The sequence below is a fragment of the Ruegeria sp. AM7 genome (genome assembly GCF_056535965.1).
This window is the reverse complement of record NZ_JBQFJE010000003.1, coordinates 3,566,249-3,581,279: the sequence shown is the minus strand read 5'-3', so window position 1 is coordinate 3,581,279 and position 15,031 is coordinate 3,566,249. Positions and strand designations below refer to the sequence as shown.

General features: G+C 59.8%; 14 protein-coding genes and 5 pseudogenes. 12 read left to right on the top strand and 7 right to left on the bottom strand.

Going from position 1 to position 15,031, the window contains the following annotated elements; genetic code table 11:
* Positions 1-200, top strand: a 200-nt coding sequence (locus ACR3EG_RS21800; protein WP_480947615.1) for a Sua5 family C-terminal domain-containing protein, incomplete at its 5' end; no start/stop codon positions are given.
* Here the strand turns inward: ACR3EG_RS21800 and ACR3EG_RS21795 are convergent.
* Positions 201-679 (bottom strand): annotated as a pseudogene (locus tag ACR3EG_RS21795) (YqgE/AlgH family protein).
* Between the two features lie 313 nt (positions 680-992).
* Here ACR3EG_RS21795 and ACR3EG_RS21790 point away from each other — a divergent pair.
* From ACR3EG_RS21790 to ACR3EG_RS21780, 3 genes are read left to right on the top strand one after another with little or no spacing between them, the layout of a single operon-like run.
* Entirely contained in the window at positions 993-1,274 is a 282-nt protein-coding gene (locus ACR3EG_RS21790) for a protein-disulfide reductase DsbD domain-containing protein (RefSeq protein WP_480947614.1), read from the top strand.
* The gene (locus ACR3EG_RS21785; RefSeq protein ID WP_480947644.1) at positions 1,193-1,708 is read left to right on the top strand and encodes a protein-disulfide reductase DsbD domain-containing protein; all 516 of its coding nucleotides are present in this window, start codon (positions 1,193-1,195) and stop codon (positions 1,706-1,708) included. The genes ACR3EG_RS21790 and ACR3EG_RS21785 overlap by 82 nt, the downstream gene beginning before the upstream one ends.
* 5 nt (positions 1,709-1,713) lie before the next feature.
* Positions 1,714-2,133, top strand: a complete 420-nt coding sequence (locus tag ACR3EG_RS21780; RefSeq protein WP_480496666.1) for an NUDIX hydrolase — start codon at positions 1,714-1,716, stop codon at positions 2,131-2,133.
* Here ACR3EG_RS21780 and ACR3EG_RS21775 read toward each other — a convergent pair.
* The 6 genes and pseudogenes from ACR3EG_RS21775 to ACR3EG_RS21750 all read right to left on the bottom strand — a co-directional run bounded on the left by ACR3EG_RS21775 (position 2,130) and on the right by ACR3EG_RS21750 (position 9,615).
* Positions 2,130-5,528 carry an efflux RND transporter permease subunit gene (locus ACR3EG_RS21775; protein WP_480496665.1) on the bottom strand — a complete coding sequence of 1,133 codons (3,399 nt, stop codon included), beginning with the start codon at positions 5,526-5,528 and terminating at the stop codon, positions 2,130-2,132. The two genes, ACR3EG_RS21780 and ACR3EG_RS21775, sit on opposite strands and share 4 nt — an antisense overlap.
* A 5-nt stretch (positions 5,529-5,533) precedes the next feature.
* A complete protein-coding gene (locus ACR3EG_RS21770) occupies positions 5,534-6,988 on the bottom strand; it encodes an efflux RND transporter periplasmic adaptor subunit (RefSeq protein ID WP_480496663.1) in 1,455 nt (484 codons plus the stop codon).
* A gap of 105 nt (positions 6,989-7,093) precedes the next feature.
* Positions 7,094-7,636, bottom strand: a complete 543-nt coding sequence (moaB, locus tag ACR3EG_RS21765) for a molybdenum cofactor biosynthesis protein B (protein ID WP_209195381.1) — start codon at positions 7,634-7,636, stop codon at positions 7,094-7,096.
* A gap of 6 nt (positions 7,637-7,642) precedes the next feature.
* Positions 7,643-8,263: a LysE family translocator gene (locus ACR3EG_RS21760; RefSeq protein WP_209195382.1), complete on the bottom strand. Its 621-nt coding sequence runs from the start codon at positions 8,261-8,263 to the stop codon at positions 7,643-7,645.
* Positions 8,260-8,858, bottom strand: a pseudogene (locus ACR3EG_RS21755) (metallophosphoesterase family protein). The gene ACR3EG_RS21760 and the pseudogene ACR3EG_RS21755 overlap by 4 nt, the downstream one beginning before the upstream one ends.
* Positions 8,858-9,615, bottom strand: a pseudogene (locus ACR3EG_RS21750) (uracil-DNA glycosylase). Before ACR3EG_RS21750 ends, ACR3EG_RS21755 begins: the two co-directional pseudogenes overlap by 1 nt.
* Positions 9,616-9,661: 46 nt before the next feature.
* Between ACR3EG_RS21750 and ACR3EG_RS21745 the strand changes: the two are divergent.
* The 8 genes and pseudogenes from ACR3EG_RS21745 to ACR3EG_RS21710 all read left to right on the top strand — a co-directional run bounded on the left by ACR3EG_RS21745 (position 9,662) and on the right by ACR3EG_RS21710 (position 14,838).
* Complete coding sequence (locus ACR3EG_RS21745) at positions 9,662-10,366, top strand: scavenger receptor class F, member 2 (protein ID WP_480947611.1); 705 nt, start codon at positions 9,662-9,664, stop codon at positions 10,364-10,366.
* Between the two features lie 59 nt (positions 10,367-10,425).
* Positions 10,426-11,357: pseudogene (locus ACR3EG_RS21740) on the top strand (aspartate carbamoyltransferase catalytic subunit).
* The gene (locus tag ACR3EG_RS21735) at positions 11,354-11,872 is read left to right on the top strand and encodes a hypothetical protein (protein ID WP_480483016.1); all 519 of its coding nucleotides are present in this window, start codon (positions 11,354-11,356) and stop codon (positions 11,870-11,872) included. The pseudogene ACR3EG_RS21740 and the gene ACR3EG_RS21735 overlap by 4 nt, the downstream one beginning before the upstream one ends.
* Positions 11,857-12,243 carry a hypothetical protein gene (locus ACR3EG_RS21730; protein ID WP_480496657.1) on the top strand — a complete coding sequence of 129 codons (387 nt, stop codon included), beginning with the start codon at positions 11,857-11,859 and terminating at the stop codon, positions 12,241-12,243. The genes ACR3EG_RS21735 and ACR3EG_RS21730 overlap by 16 nt, the downstream gene beginning before the upstream one ends.
* Positions 12,240-12,692: a hypothetical protein gene (locus tag ACR3EG_RS21725; protein WP_480483014.1), complete on the top strand. Its 453-nt coding sequence runs from the start codon at positions 12,240-12,242 to the stop codon at positions 12,690-12,692. Before ACR3EG_RS21730 ends, ACR3EG_RS21725 begins: the two co-directional genes overlap by 4 nt.
* A pseudogene (gene pyrC / locus ACR3EG_RS21720) lies at positions 12,689-13,967 on the top strand (dihydroorotase). The gene ACR3EG_RS21725 and the pseudogene pyrC overlap by 4 nt, the downstream one beginning before the upstream one ends.
* Positions 13,967-14,572 (top strand): glycerol-3-phosphate 1-O-acyltransferase PlsY, encoded by a 606-nt coding sequence (gene plsY, locus ACR3EG_RS21715; protein WP_480947609.1) that lies wholly within the window; start codon positions 13,967-13,969, stop codon positions 14,570-14,572. Before pyrC ends, plsY begins: the two are co-directional and overlap by 1 nt.
* Positions 14,569-14,838, top strand: coding sequence for a hypothetical protein (locus ACR3EG_RS21710; protein WP_480483010.1), 270 nt, complete (start codon positions 14,569-14,571; stop codon positions 14,836-14,838). Before plsY ends, ACR3EG_RS21710 begins: the two co-directional genes overlap by 4 nt.
* Positions 14,839-15,031: the final 193 nt, after the last annotated feature.

Sequence of the window (15,031 nt, the reverse complement as noted above, 5' to 3'; positions counted from 1 at the left end):
TGGGCTTTGGGTCTATTCCTTGCGACCTTAACCTGTCGGCTGAAGGCAATTTGGTCGAAGCCGCCGCTAACCTGTTTGCAGCGCTGCACCAGTTGAATACCACCGGTCGACCGATTGCAGTTTCGCCAATCCCGGACCACGGCCTTGGGGCAGCAATCAATGACCGTCTGCGCCGCGCCGCTGCACCGCGCGATCGCTGATCAGGCACGCCCGGCGCTGGCCGACAAAGTCAACGGATCAACACCCAAAGTGGCAAGCGCGGCCTCCCATTTCTCGTCATCGGGTACGTCGAACACCAGTTTCGAGGACGCATCCGTGGTCAGCCAGCCATTCATGGCGATCTCATCCTCAAGCTGGCCAGGCCCCAGCCGGAATAGCCCAGCGCCAATGTCGAATTGAGCGGACCACGGCCCGAGGCCAGATCTTCAAGGACGTCCAATGTCGCTGTCATGCTGAAATCATCCGAAATTTTCATCGAATGTAGATTCGCATCATAGTCTGAACTGTGCAGAACAAAGCCGCGCGACATCTCGACTGGCCCACCAAAATGCACAAGACGTTCGCCCACGACAGGGATTCGGCAGGCGATGTTGAGCTGCCCAAGCAAAGTCTTGATCCGCAGGTCTGACGGCTTGTTGATGATCAGACCCATCGCCCCATCATCTCCGTGGCTGCACATGTATACCACCGAATGATCGAAGCGCGGATCGCCCATACCCGGCATCGCAATCAACAGTTTTCCGGTCAGGTCCATAAGATGGCATCTCTTGCTTGGCCGCTTCAACAATGGCCCCGAGCGGCGGCGATTGGCAAGAGATCAGCGCAGATTTCCGCAGATTTCATTCGAGTGACCTGAACGTGACTTGGATCTGCGTCGGGACCGCGCATTTATAGCTTATGAACGTACATATGACAGTCTCAGCGGTCGCATTGACCTTCGCCCTTGGATTTGTTGCCCCGGCATCCGCGCAGGTGACCGGGACCGTGGCAGAATGGATATTCTCGACGGTGGTCGCACCACGCAGGGAACCTATATGACAGCGGTGCGGGTGACGTTGGATGATGGGTGGAAAACCTATTGGCGCGCGCCCGGTGATGCAGGCATTCCACCGCATTTCGACTGGAACAGTTCGGACAATGTTGGGAACGTGTCGATTACCTGGCCGACCCCTGATGTTTTGTCCAGAATGGACTGCAATCCATCGGGTACGAAGACCAGCTTGTTCTGCCGGTTGAGATTACACCGAAGAATCCCGGCCAACCGGTGCACCTGAAAGGCACGATGGATCTTGGCGTGTGCAAGGAAGTCTGCATCCCGGCACAACTGGACTTCGATCACAAGCTGAACGCCGATGCCGGGCGCAACCCGGCCATTGCCGCAGCACTCGCGCAGCGCCCCTATTCCGCAAAAGAGGCAAGGGTCGCTCAGGCCAGCTGCCGCCTGACACCGACATCGGACGGGATGCAGATCGAAGCTCGGGTGACCATGCCCTCGGCTGGCGGTCAGGAACTGGCAGTTATTGAGCCCGGCAATCCCACTCTTTGGGCATCACAGCCCGATACTGAGCGCCAGGGTGACACGCTTGTCGCTACGTCCGAAGTGATCAGCGCATCCGGGGCCCCCTTTGCGTTGGAGCGGTCCGAGATCAGGATCACCGTTCTGGGCGCAAATCACGCGGTTGACATCAAAGGGTGCAGCGCAGGCTGATCCCGATGGTTCAAACGCCAAAAATCGGAGCACTGGCTGTCGTCATACACGACGCGCAGGTTCTGCTTGTGCAACGCAGCAAACAGCCAGACGCAGGGTTGTGGGGGTTTCCCGGCGGTCATGTGGAATGGGGCGAAACGGTTCTGCAAGCCGCAAAACGCGAATTGCATGAGGAAACCTCGGTCACGGCGAAGCCTCTGCATTATCTGGACAATCTGGATCTGTTGCGACGGGACTCGCACGGGGCTGTAGTATCGCATTATCTTTTGGTTGGTGTGATGTGCGCATACCAGTCCGGGCAGCCTGTTGCAGGCGACGATGCGTTGGATGCGCGTTGGTTTCCCTTGGAACAGATACGGCGCGGTGACCTGCCCATGAGCAATCGGGTCAATGATCTATTAGAGACGGCCCTGCGCCGAAACTAGGCCGAGCGGGCCTTGAGACGTGCGAAAAACAGGCCAGACGCGGCGATGCTGAGCACAAGAATGACAACCGCCCCCGCAACAAATGCGCCCAGCCCCATTTGCAGAGCTACAAGACCGTCCGCAGACCCATAAAGCCCAGATAATATACCCAAAGGCGCACCCGTAATGACCGGGAGCACCATGGTCATGCCGAACCAGACCAGCAACGCTGTACCGGTGGCGGCAAGAGCGCCCTGCACCACCCGGTCAGGCGCGCGCACCGCGCGCCGCATAGCCGTGATCGGACGCGACAGGTCGTTCAGAATTCCCAACAGCGCCGGCACCAGAACCAGTACCAAAATCATCCCGAAGGCCAGGCCATAGACCAGAGTGATCACCGTCGGCTTGAGGAATTGCGCTTGTTGCGACCCCTCATACAGCAACGGGGTCAGGCCAAGAACAGTCGTCAGCGTTGTCAGCATAACTGGACGCAATCGGTCTGCGGTTCCTTCGATGATAGACGGCACCAGCCCGCGATCCTGCTGATAAGCATCTATCGTCGTCACCAAAACGATCGAGTCGTTGATAATTATCCCGGTCATCCCCAGCAGCCCTACAACGGTGAACATGCTCAGCGGCACCTCCCAGATGTAGTGGCCCCAGATCGTTCCAACCAACCCAAACGGAATAATCGCCATAACGACCAGAGGTCGCGTCCAACTGGCAAAGACCCAGGCCAGAACAAGATAGATGCCGGTCAGACACAGGATCAGACCGGTGCGGGCCTCGGACAAAAACTCATCCTCCTGCTCGCTCAAACCCGCCATGGTCCATTCGACCTGACGTTTGGCGGCGATGTCGGGTAGAATTTCCTCGCTCATAGCGCGGTTTATCTCTTCGGCGCGGGTGGGGTCGTCTTCCGCGATGTCGCCATTGACCGAGATGACCCGCAGGCCGTTTTCACGGCGGACAGTAGAAAACCCTGACTTGCGCTGAACTGATACGATATCGGCCAGCGGCACATACACGCCATCCGGAGTCCGCATCAGTGTGCGTTCCAGGAAATCGGCAGTCAGCTCGTCCTCGGGCAATTCGACCCGGATTTCAGCGCTGCGGGGACCGTCGGGGAAGGTCGCGGCCTCAATCCCGTTCAGACGGTCTCGCAGGACACGGCCAAGTGTTTCAATCCGGAAGCCCAGTGCTTGTCCCTGCGCCGTCAGATCCAGAATGAACTCTTCCTTGTCATAGGCAAGATTATCCTCCAGCGCCGAGACTTCGGGGTATTTCGAAAGCTCGGCCTGAAGGTCTTCGGATGCGGCCTTAAGCGTGTCTACGTCTGCGCCATAAAATTGCACGTCAATCGCATCACCACCCGGCCCCGACCGCCAGCCACGGAAGCTGAGCAATTCGACCTTGGGATGGCGCGGGACGAAATCCTGCAATTCGCCAACGAATTCAAAACTGGAATAGGGGCGCAGATCGGCATCGATCAACTCGATCGAGATGCCGCCGAGAAGATCTTCGTCCTTGCCATCCGCCGCAGACAGTCCGCGGCCCGCCGATCCGCCAATCTCGGACAAGACATAGTCAATGGGATTGCGCCCATGGCGTTCTTCGTAAATTTGCCCCAATTCGTCCACGGCGATCTGCAGCTGGCGCATCATGGCCAGCGTGTCCTGACGCGTCGCGCCTTCTGCCATGATGAAATTGCCGGTGACCGAACCACGCTCGGGCGCATTGAAGAATCGCCAGTTCACGTCACCTTTGATGAACAGCGCCGCCTGACTTGCCAGGATCAGGATCATCAGCGCAACAACGACATAACGCGCCCAGATGACCCAAGCGATGAATGGGCGGAACAACTGATCGCGCACCCAGCGGAACCCGCGATTGACGACCCGGTTGGGCCAATCATACCAGTGTTCTTTCGCGGAATGTGCAATGGCGTGGGCCATATGGTTCGGCAGGATCAAAAAACACTCGATCAACGAGGCGATCAGAACCGCGATCACAGTAAAGGGAATGTCCCGGATCAACTCACCGAACCGGCCGCCAATCGCGGTCAGACCGAAAAAGGCAATGACCGTTGTCAGGGTCGCGGCAAAAACCGGCATCGCCATGCGCCGCGCTGCGCTTTCAGCTGCCACCATCGGGGCCTCGCCCAAGCGACGAGCACGGAAATCGGCATGTTCACCGACAACAATGGCGTCGTCCACAACGATACCCAGCGTGATGATCAGACCAAACAGCGACACCATGTTGATCGACAACCCGCCGATATACATGAAAGCAATCGCCGCAGACATCGCCACCGGGATCCCCGCCGCCACCCAGAACGCGATACGCGCATTCAGGAACAGAAACAGCAGACACACAACCAGCCCCAGGCCCATGAGGCCATTGTCGATCAGGATGTCCAGCCTGTCGGTGATTGCCTGCGCGCGGGTTCGGATCAACTCGACCGACACGCCTGCAGGCAGGCTGGCCTGCATCTCGGCTACGACCTCCTCGACAGTGCCCTGAATCTCGATCGCGTCCCCTAGGTTCGAGCGATCCACCCGCACTGACATCGCCGGGTTTTCACCTACGAAATAGCTGCGAATTCGGTCAACGCCCTCAACGCGGATCTGCGCCACGTCGCCGATCAGCAACTTGGATCCGTCCGGGAAATTGCGCAGCGGGATGCCTTCAATTTCCTCAGGCGTTCGCTTCTCGGTGCCGGTGCGAATGCGGGCATTGGCGCCCGTAACATCCCCGGCGGGGTTAGCCGTGACTTCGGCCGCAACGGCAGTCGCGATCTCGGACAGAGTGATATCGTTGGCAATCAACTGCGCGGTCGGAACCTCGATCACCACGCGCGGTGCAGCCAGCCCCCGGATGGTCGTCCGTGTAACACCCACGGCAAACAGGCGGTTGATCAGTTCATCGGTGAATTTGGCAAGCTGATCCGGGGCAACAGGCCCGGTTACCACCACATCCGTTACACGGTCCCGCCACGCACCGCGCCGGATCGTAGGCTCTTCGGCATCTTCTGGCAGGTTGGTCACGCCATCAACGGCTGTTCTGACTTCTTCTACTGCGCGGGACATGTCCCAATTCGGCTCGAACTCCAGCCGAATGCTGGTCCGCCCCTCGCGCGAGGTCGCCTCGGTACTGGAAACGCCCTCAACCGCCAGCAGCGCAGGTTCAAGCGCCTGAACGATTCCATTGTCCACATCCTCGGGACCCGCCCCTTCCCACACGACGTCGACGTCAACACGTTCAAGGATGACGTCTGGAAAGAACTGCGCTCGCATGTTGGGCAAAGCCGCCACACCCAGCACCAGCAAAACCAGCAGCAACAGGTTCGCCACCGTGCGATGCCGGGTGAAATAGCTGAGGATACCACTTGCCGCGCCGGGGATCTCGCGCATCATAGCGGTTAACCTCCGGCCCGGTTTTCAATGCGGCGCACCAGAGATGCGGGAACTTTCGCCTCGCTGAGCTGTCCCAGGACGCGGTCTTTCATATCCTTCGGCATCTTGTCGCTGGCCTCGACCTGCGCGACAAGCTGCGCGCGCTGCTCGTCCGACAGCTCGACCAAATCGGGTTCAGCCCCGGCATTGGCTTCAATCCGCAAAGGGCGGACACGAACACCAGCACCCAGCAACGGCGTGCGGCCGATGACAACCTCGCGGCCGTCCAGACCTTTGCCCCGCAACAAAACCTCGTCTCCCTGACGACGGATCAGTTCGACCGGCAAAGCTTCGAGCCGGTCACCCGTGCCCAGCACCAGAACCGTGCCAACCGCATCCAGAACCGAAGACGGCAGCCGCACTACATTGTCCAATGGCTGTTCCTGCACGGTCACTGTTACGAAGTCACCGGGTTTGAAACCCGACGCGTTATCCATCCGCGCATAAAGCAAGCGCCCCGTTTGCCCCTCACCGGCTGACCCACTATCGCGGCTGATGCGACCAGTCGCGGACAGATCTGTGCCCGTGACCTCAAGCGAGACCGTGACGGGCGCGTTGATAAGATTGCCCTCGGCATCCAGCAAACGCACGAATTGCGCGGTCGAAACGCGGAACGCGACCTCAAGCGCATTCGGATCGACCAGTTCTGCCAGTTTTTCATTGGCGGATACCAAACGGCCTTCGACCAGAGTTACATCCGTAAGCGTTCCACCGAACCTCGCGTGGATGGTCATGTCGCCCAAATCACGCTCGGCGGCCTCAAGTGCGATGCGTGCACGTGACAACAGCGTCGTCGCCTGATCCACCCGCGATTCCGCCTGTGCCAACGCGATGCGCCGGGCCAAAACCGCTTGCTCTGCCGCTGCCGCAGCAAGTTCGGCATCATCAGCCGTCGCCACCGAACCAACGCCCCGAGCAAGAAGATCCTGCTGACGTTTCATCGCGCGGTTTCGCAATTCGACCTGCGTTTCCGATGATTTCAACTCATCCTGAGCAAGCAGCAAAGACCGCTCGGCGTCGCGTTCTTCGAATTGGGCATCCAGCAGATCTGACTTGGCCCGATCCAGCGCCGATTGCGCATCGGCAGGGTCCAGTTCGACCAAAACCTCGCCGGCACTAACGGAACCGCCATCCTCGAAGTCATCCGACAGAGACACTACGCGCCCGCCCAGTGCCGCGCGCAGTTCCAAGCGTCTGCGGCTTTGTACTTCACCAAATGCCTCGAGATAGGGTGTCACGGTTTCCAGTTCCGCCGGACGGACAGTGACCGCGAAAACACGTTCCCGCGCCTGCGGCGCCGCGTCCTCGCGTGTCAGCAAATCCTGCACCGCGCCCGCAATAATCTGGGCGGCCGCAAACAAGAGAGCCAGCGTCAAAGACGCCAGAAACACTCCGACAAGGCTTTGCCTCAGAAATCGCATATTGCACTTACCCCGGTTGCATCAGGCTACCTGCCGCAAAGGTAGCTGGGCGGCCAAAAATGCCAAGCCACAAAGCGGTTACGAACAGTTGAACGTGCGACCAGTCTACTTCCGTCGCAGATGTTCGTCCAATCTTGGCATTATTTCCACGAAATTGCAGGGACGGTGGCGGTAGTCGAACTGCTTTTCCAGGATCGCGTCCCAAGCATCCTTGCAGGCGCCGGGGCTGCCGGGCAATGCGAACAGATAGGTGCCGCCGGCCACGCCCCCAGTGGCGCGGGACTGAACGGCCGAGGTGCCGATCTTCTCCATCGACACGATCGTGAACACTGTTCCGAAGGCTTCGATCTCTTTCTCATAGACGTCCCGATGCGCCTCGACCGATACATCGCGCCCGGTCAGACCAGTGCCACCGGTCGAGATCACAACGTCGATATCGGGATTGGCGACCCAGTCGCGCAACTGATCAGCAATCTGAGCGCGCTCATCACGGATGATCTTGCGGTCCGCCACCAAATGGCCAGCCTTTTCGATGCGGTCTACCAGTGTCTGCCCCGAGCGGTCCTCGTCCAGCGAGCGGGTGTCCGAGACGGTCAGAACAGCGATCCGTACCGGAATGAAGTCTTTGGTTTCGTCAATGCGTGACATCTTGCGTCAGGCCCTTTCCATGATGGCAAGCCGGATGGCGAGGGCGGTGAAAATCCCTCCTGTCACCCAGCCCATGATACGCGAGGCGCGCGGGTTCGAGATCAGAACCTTGCCCGCGCCACCGGCAAACACCCCGACCAGGCCGTTCACCACGAACCCGCCCAGCGCGATCACCACGCCAAAGATCAGAAATTGCGGCAGGATCGGACCAAGGGCCGGGTTTACGAATTGGGGGATAAAGGCAAGCACGAACAGGATCACCTTGGGATTGGTCAGGTTCACCACCATGCCATCCCTGAACGCGTGATGTGCGGGTCTGGTGGGGGCGTCTGCAGAAATGGCTCCGTTTCGGATCGCGCCCCAGGCCAGATACAGCAGATAGGCCACGCCCATCCAGCGGATCACATCAAACAGCCACGGCAGCGCTGCCACCGCAGCGCCCAGCCCCAGCCCGGCCAGAAGGACATGCACCATCAGCCCGACCGAGACGCCAGCGCTGGCCACCAAGGCCGGTTTAGACCCCGATTTCAGACCCTGCCCGAAACAGAACATCATATCCGCGCCCGGTGTGAAGTTCAGCGCCAAAGCCGCAGGGATAAAGGCAAGCAGAGTGACTGTTTCGATCATGCTTCAACCTCGAACCAATTCACCCGCGGCCCTAGATTGGCAACCTGAGTGCGTCCCAGCGTGCCACGATAGCCCCAGCTGTCGTGAATGTGCCCGTGCAATGACATCTGCGGTTGCAACCGTTCGATCGCGTTTCGCACCGCAGTCGACCCCACCGCATCATCGGTCGAGGTCACATCGCCATAGCCTTTCGGCGGGGAATGCGTGATCAGAACATCCGCCCCTTCGCACCGGTCCAGCAACTCGGCGGCCTCGCCCTCGGACAGGTCGCAGGACCAGTCGCCGAATGGCGTCGGCGGCACGCCATAGCCCAAACCGAACAGGCGCAACCCATCTACACTCATGCCTGTCCCGTGCAGGACGTGCACGCCATGCGGCGCGGCCTGTGTCAATTCCTCGGCGCTTTCGGCATTGCCGGCGCCAGAACCAAGGGCGCGGCGATGCCAGACAGCATCTGCATCGCCTCGTCCAAACCCTGTCGCATGTTACAGAAGTCTCCGGCCCCGATCACCAGAGCGGCCGTGTCGCTGGCCGCGACCAGTTCGGCGGCGCGGTTGCGGGCCATATGCAGGTCGGAAAAGGCCAGAATGCGCATCACTTGCCCTCCAACCGGGTTTTCAGCTCCAGCAAATCTGCCCAGGCTTGCCGTTTGGCTTGTGGCTGGCGCAGCAGATAGGCGGGGTGGAACATAGGGATCACCGGTAGGTTCATCGCCTGATCCCAGTGACCGCGCAGTCGGGTGATGCCGCGTTTGCCCAGCACAGCCTGACAGCTGATATTGCCCATGACCACCAGAACCTCGGGCTTGGCCAAGGCCACGTGCCGTTCCAAAACGGTTTCATCATCCCGATCTCCTCGGGCTTGGGATCCCGGTTTTGCGGAGGCCGCCATGGCAGCACATTGGTAATGTAGACGTTCTTGTGACGATTCAGATCAATCGCGGCTAACATCCGGTCCAATAACTGACCCGCGCGACCGACAAAGGGTTTACCTTCGCGATCTTCCTCGCGACCCGGAGCCTCGCCGATGATCATCACTCGCGCCCCGGCGTGCCATCGGCAAACACCAACTGCCGCGCACCGCGCTTCAGCTCGCAATGGTCAAACGCCTCCATGGTTGCGCGCAATTGATCCAGCGATCCCGCGCCTTGAGCCGCAGCTTTGGCCACCGCAACCGGATCGACCTGTTTGGGTTTTTCCGGCGCCGCCTGCGCCACAGGTTTCTTGACCTTGGGCGCGGTGTCAGGCAACGCGTAGCGGTCTATCGGCACATCCCCGATAGACTCGGTCGCGCCCAGTTCGATCTGCCAGTCCAAAAGGCCGCGCCGTGTGATAATCCAAAGCCGATTCCATGCCTCACAATCTAACCAGCTTTTGACCGAGGGAAAGCGAATAGCACTTGATCGACCCGGCAACCGGGCAGACCATGGCCCTATTCATGCCGAGCCTTATTCGATTCTTTCTGGTCATCTTCCTGCTGATCCCCATCGGCACCCCTAGCTTTGCGCAGGTAAACGACCGTTTCGGCGTTCAGAACCGAGGTATCCAAGATCGCAACGGCTTCCAACAGCGCAACCGTGTCCAGAACCAATGCCGCGCGGGGCAACTCAGATGTGGGCGGAATTGCTGCCCCGTTGGACAACGCTGCAGTTTTGACGGAAACTGCATCCCGCCCGGTGGCACCTATTGCGGCGGCGGCTTTTCCTGCGGTCCATTTGAACGCTGCGTCGGCAATCGCAGATGTCCAAAGGGCGAAAACAAGTGCCGGTCCAGTCTGGACTGCCCCAGCGGCACCTCTTGCAACGGGCGTGGCGAATGCGAGGCAATCCAGCTGGAATTCACTCTGCCCCGGCCAAAATGCGACGATGGCCGCACCTGCGCCAGCGGCACAAGCTGCCTGCCCGGCGGTGGATGCACCCGCCCCGGCTGGTTCCTGTGCGAAGAAACCGGATCGCAATGCCGGCAGGGGTTCAAATGCTCGGCCAATCAGGGCTGTGTCCCGGTCAAGGCCGTCGATTGCGGCAACGCCAAATGGTGCAAACCCGGCGAGCAATGCCTGCCCGAAGGCGGATGTGAGAAACTGCCCGAAGGGTCCGATCCTTAGGTTGCCTTGGCCCGCGCGGCTTCTTATAAGCGGCTCGATTGTCAGACCGGAGCCCGCCCATGCGTTTTGCCCATCGTCACCTTCTTGGCATCGAGCATCTGTCACAATCCGATATCACTGCGGTTCTTGACCTAGCCGAGACCTATGTCGACATGAACCGCCAGTCGACCAAGCATTCCGACGTGCTGTCAGGGCTGACGCAGATCAACATGTTTTTTGAGAACTCGACCCGCACGCAGGCCAGTTTCGAACTGGCGGGCAAGCGGCTGGGCGCGGATGTGATGAACATGGCGATGCAGGCCAGCTCGATCAAAAGGAAACCCTGATCGACACGGCGATGACGCTGAATGCGATGCATCCCGATCTTCTTGTGGTGCGGCACCCGCATTCCGGCGCGGTGGACCTGCTGGCGCAAAAGGTGAATTGCGCCGTGCTGAATGCGGGCGACGGCAAGCACGAACACCCCACGCAGGCGCTGCTGGACGCGTTGACCATCCGCCGCGCCAAGGGTCGTTTGCACCGTCTGAACATCGCGATTTGCGGGGACGTAGCGCATTCGCGTGTGGCACGGTCGAACCTGATCCTGCTGGGTAAGATGGAAAACCGTATCCGCCTGATCGGCCCGCCGACGTTGGTGCCTTCGACCTTTGCCGAGTTCGGGGCCGAGATTTACGACGACATGAACGAAGGTCTGAGGGACGTCGACGTCGTGATGATGCTGCGCCTTCAGAAAGAGCGGATGGATGGCGGCTTTATCCCCTCGGAGCGCGAATATTACCACCGCTACGGGCTGGATGCGGCAAAACTGGCGCTGGCCAAACCCGACGCCATCGTCATGCATCCCGGCCCGATGAATCGCGGCGTGGAAATCGACGGCACGCTGGCCGATGACATCAACCGGTCCGTCATTCAGGAACAGGTCGAGATGGGCGTCGCCGTCCGCATGGCGGCGATGGAACTACTAGCCCGCAACCTGCGCGAGGCCGCATGAGCGACCTGACCGTTGCCCCTCATGAACGCGGTGTGATCCGCCTGTTCACGCTGGACATGCGCCCCGAAGAGGCAAAGTTCCTGCGCGAACCCGGTGCCGCCGATCAGGTTCTGGGGGTCGATAGTCTGGATGCCGAACAGATCGACATCTTTCCGGTCTCAGACCTCGAAGACCTTGGGCTCTATGGATATTTGCATGAAGGCGGCGGTGTGTCTGAGGATCAGCTAAACCGCACAATGCTGGATGCTATCGAAGGCTGGGTCATGGCCGTCCGCAGCGCCGCCTTTCACGGCCCAGCCACGACACTGAACCCCGACCCACGGGTTCGCCTGCTGGGGCTATACACTGAAGAGGCAACAAACTGGACCGGCAGCGTGATCGAGACCGAAAGCGCCAAGACCTTCTCGGCGCCCCAGAACCCCGTAGAAAACAACGCACCGCGCCGCATCGGGTCCGCGATCCTGGCGGTGATCGCCCTGCTTATTGTCGGAGGTGCCCTATGGCTGATCCTGTAGTCTTCACGCCGCATCGAAGTGCCTATATCCAGACCAACCTGACCCTTGCTGCTATCGCGATGGCCGGGGCGATGATCGTGTTGTGGCTGGTCGGAAACCCTTATGTCTGGACCGGCGCGCCCGCCGGTCTGGCCGCCATCGGGTTTCGCGCGTGGTATCTGGCCTCGGAAGAGCTGACAAACACGTGGGAGATGTCGGACACCACCCTCACCGGCCCCGGCCCACGCACCATCGCCCTGAACCAGGTCGACGCCGTCAACACGATGGGCAGTTTCGTGCAGGTTGTCACCAAAAGCGGCGACAAGCACCTGATCAAGTACCAAGCCGACCCCGCCGCCACCAAAGCCGCCATCGAAAGGGCCATGGGATGAGCGACGACTGGTGGCGCAAGAAAATACCCGACACTGAACAGGTGCTGTGGCATGGGCGGCCTTATCAGGGGTACTTTCCTCCGCGCCTGAGATGGGCATATGGCATTTTAATTGCCTGTCTTGCGCTCGGTTGGATTGCCAGCCCTTGGTTTGCGGAGACTATGCGCGACTATTGGAAGCTAATCGGATGCACGCTGTTACTGGCGTTTTTCATGTGGTGGGAACGGTTAATCCGCACGCGGCGCGTCTATGTTGTGACCAATCGCAACGTCTGGTGGATCAGCGGGATTTTTAAAGCAAAATCTCTCTCCATTCATCCCGACCTGAAATTCTATCGCAACGGACACAACATCGTGTTTTCGCAACTGCGTTTCCTGGTATTCGAATACCTCCCCGACCCGGACGCCGCCATGGAAGCCCTGACCAAAGCCCGAGAGGCCCAGACATGACCGCCCAGATTTTCACCAATGCCCGACTGATCGACCCAGAGGCGGGAACGGACACCCTCGGTTGGCTACTGATTACAAACGGTCAGATAAAGGACCACGGCAAAGGCGCAGCCCCGACAACGGACGCGCAGATGATCGATTGCGGCGGGCATTGCCTCGCCCCTGGCATCGTGGATATCGGCGTCAAGGTTTGCGAGCCAGGCGAACGGCATAAGGAAAGCTATAAATCTGCAGGTCTGGCCGCCGCCGCCGGGGCGTGACCACTATCGTCACCCGACCTGACACCAGCCCAGCGATCGACACGCCGGAAACGCTGGAGTTCGTTACCCGCCGCGCACAAGCAGATGCGCCGGTGCATGTTCTGCCTATGGCCGCCCTGACCAAAGCCCGCGAAGGTCGCGAGATGACCGAGATCGGCTTTCTGCAAGACGCAGGTGCCGTGGCCTTTACCGATTGCGACCACGTGATCGCCAACACCAAGGTATTTTCCCGCGCGCTGACCTATGCGAAATCCTGCGGGCGCTGGTAATTGCGCATCCGCAGGAGCCCGGCCTCAGCGCCGGAGCGGCCGCTACCAGCGGCAAGTTCGCCGCGCTGCGTGGTTTACCTGCCGTTTCGCCCATGGCTGAGCGCATGGGGTTGGACCGTGATATCGCCCTGCTGGAAATGACTCGGGCCAAATACCACGCCGATCAGATCACCACCGCCCGCGCCCTGCCCGCGCTGGAACGCGCCAAACGCAACGGGCTGGACATCACCGCAGGCACATCGATCCACCACCTGACGCTGAATGAGTTGGACGTGGCCGACTATCGCACCTTCTTCAAGGTAAAGCCGCCGCTGCGGTCCGAGGATGACCGGCAAGCTGTGATCGAAGCGGTGCGCACTGGGCTGATCGACATCATCAGTTCGATGCACACGCCACAGGACGAAGAAAGTAAACGCCTGCCCTTTGAAGAAGCGGCATCGGGCGCAGTGGCGCTTGAGACGTTGTTGCCTGCCGCACTGCGCCTTTACCATGCCGAACAGCTTGATCTTCCGACCCTGTTCCGGGCGATGGCTTTGAACCCTGCAAAACGGCTGGGTCTGGATAGTGGTCGATTGACCGAGGGCGCACCCGCCGATCTGGTCCTGTTCGACCCGGATATGCCTTTTGTGCTGGATCGTTTCAGCTTGAAATCGAAATCGCAGAACACTCCGTTTGACGGCCAGCGGATGCAAGGTAAGGTCACGGCAACCTATGTCGCAGGCCAAGAAGTATACCGGAGACCCTGATGCCCCCCATTGACAGTTCCACGGCCCAACTGATCCTTTGGGCCGCGCTTGGTTATTTGATGGGGTCGATCCCCTTTGGCATGATCATCGCCAAGGTGATGGGGCTGGGAAATCTGCGCAATATCGGCTCGGGCAATATCGGCGCGACCAATGTTTTGCGCACCGGGAACAAGCGCGCCGCTGCGCTGACCTTGATCTTTGACGCGGCCAAAGGCGCGGTCGCCGTCCTGCTGGCGCGTGCACTGGCCGGAGAAGACGCCGCTCAAATCGCCGCCCTGGCCGCTTTTCTGGGTCACTGTTTCCCTGTCTGGTTGGGGTTCAAAGGCGGCAAAGGGGTCGCAACCTTCCTTGGGCTGTGGCTGGCACTGGATTGGCGCGTCGGTATCGCCTGTTGCCTGACATGGTTGTTTGCCGCAGCAGTCTGGCAGATCTCGTCTTTGGCAGCTCTCAGTGCTGCCGCGATGTCGACGATTTGGGTGATGTTCCTGACCAATGGCACGGCGTTTGGGTTGGGTGTGGCCCTGACTTTGCTGGTCTACTGGCGTCACGGGGCAAATATCGCCCGCATCCGGGCCGGAACGGAACCCAAAATCGGAAAATCTTGACCGCGCTGGCGCCGTTCCTGACGGCGGTTTTCCGCATCCCGCTTGGAACGTCAACTGGGCGCAGCCACGGGCGTCGCTATGTCGTGAGCCGAACCGCGCTGGCAGGCGGAAAATCCATAAAGCTGGTAGCACACGAGCTTGGTGGGACCGATTACATCAGCCTGAACCTGTACATGACGGCAAATAGTGGTGCATTGCTGCGCCCGTGTGAGATGCCGGCTGATAAAGTGATTGAATTCGTTGTTGGTTTTGCGCCCGATCCTTAGGCTCTACTCTGCATATTTGCACAAAACCTATTCTATTACGCACAATCACAATTGATTGTTTTGAACGTGATCACAGCATTACCCACTTCGGTGTCGTGACGGCCAATTACCGACCGCACGGAACAAAATCGACAGGGTCACTCAGGCACAATTCAGGGTGTCGTCCGGTGGCTCAATTCACGAAAGGTGAAAA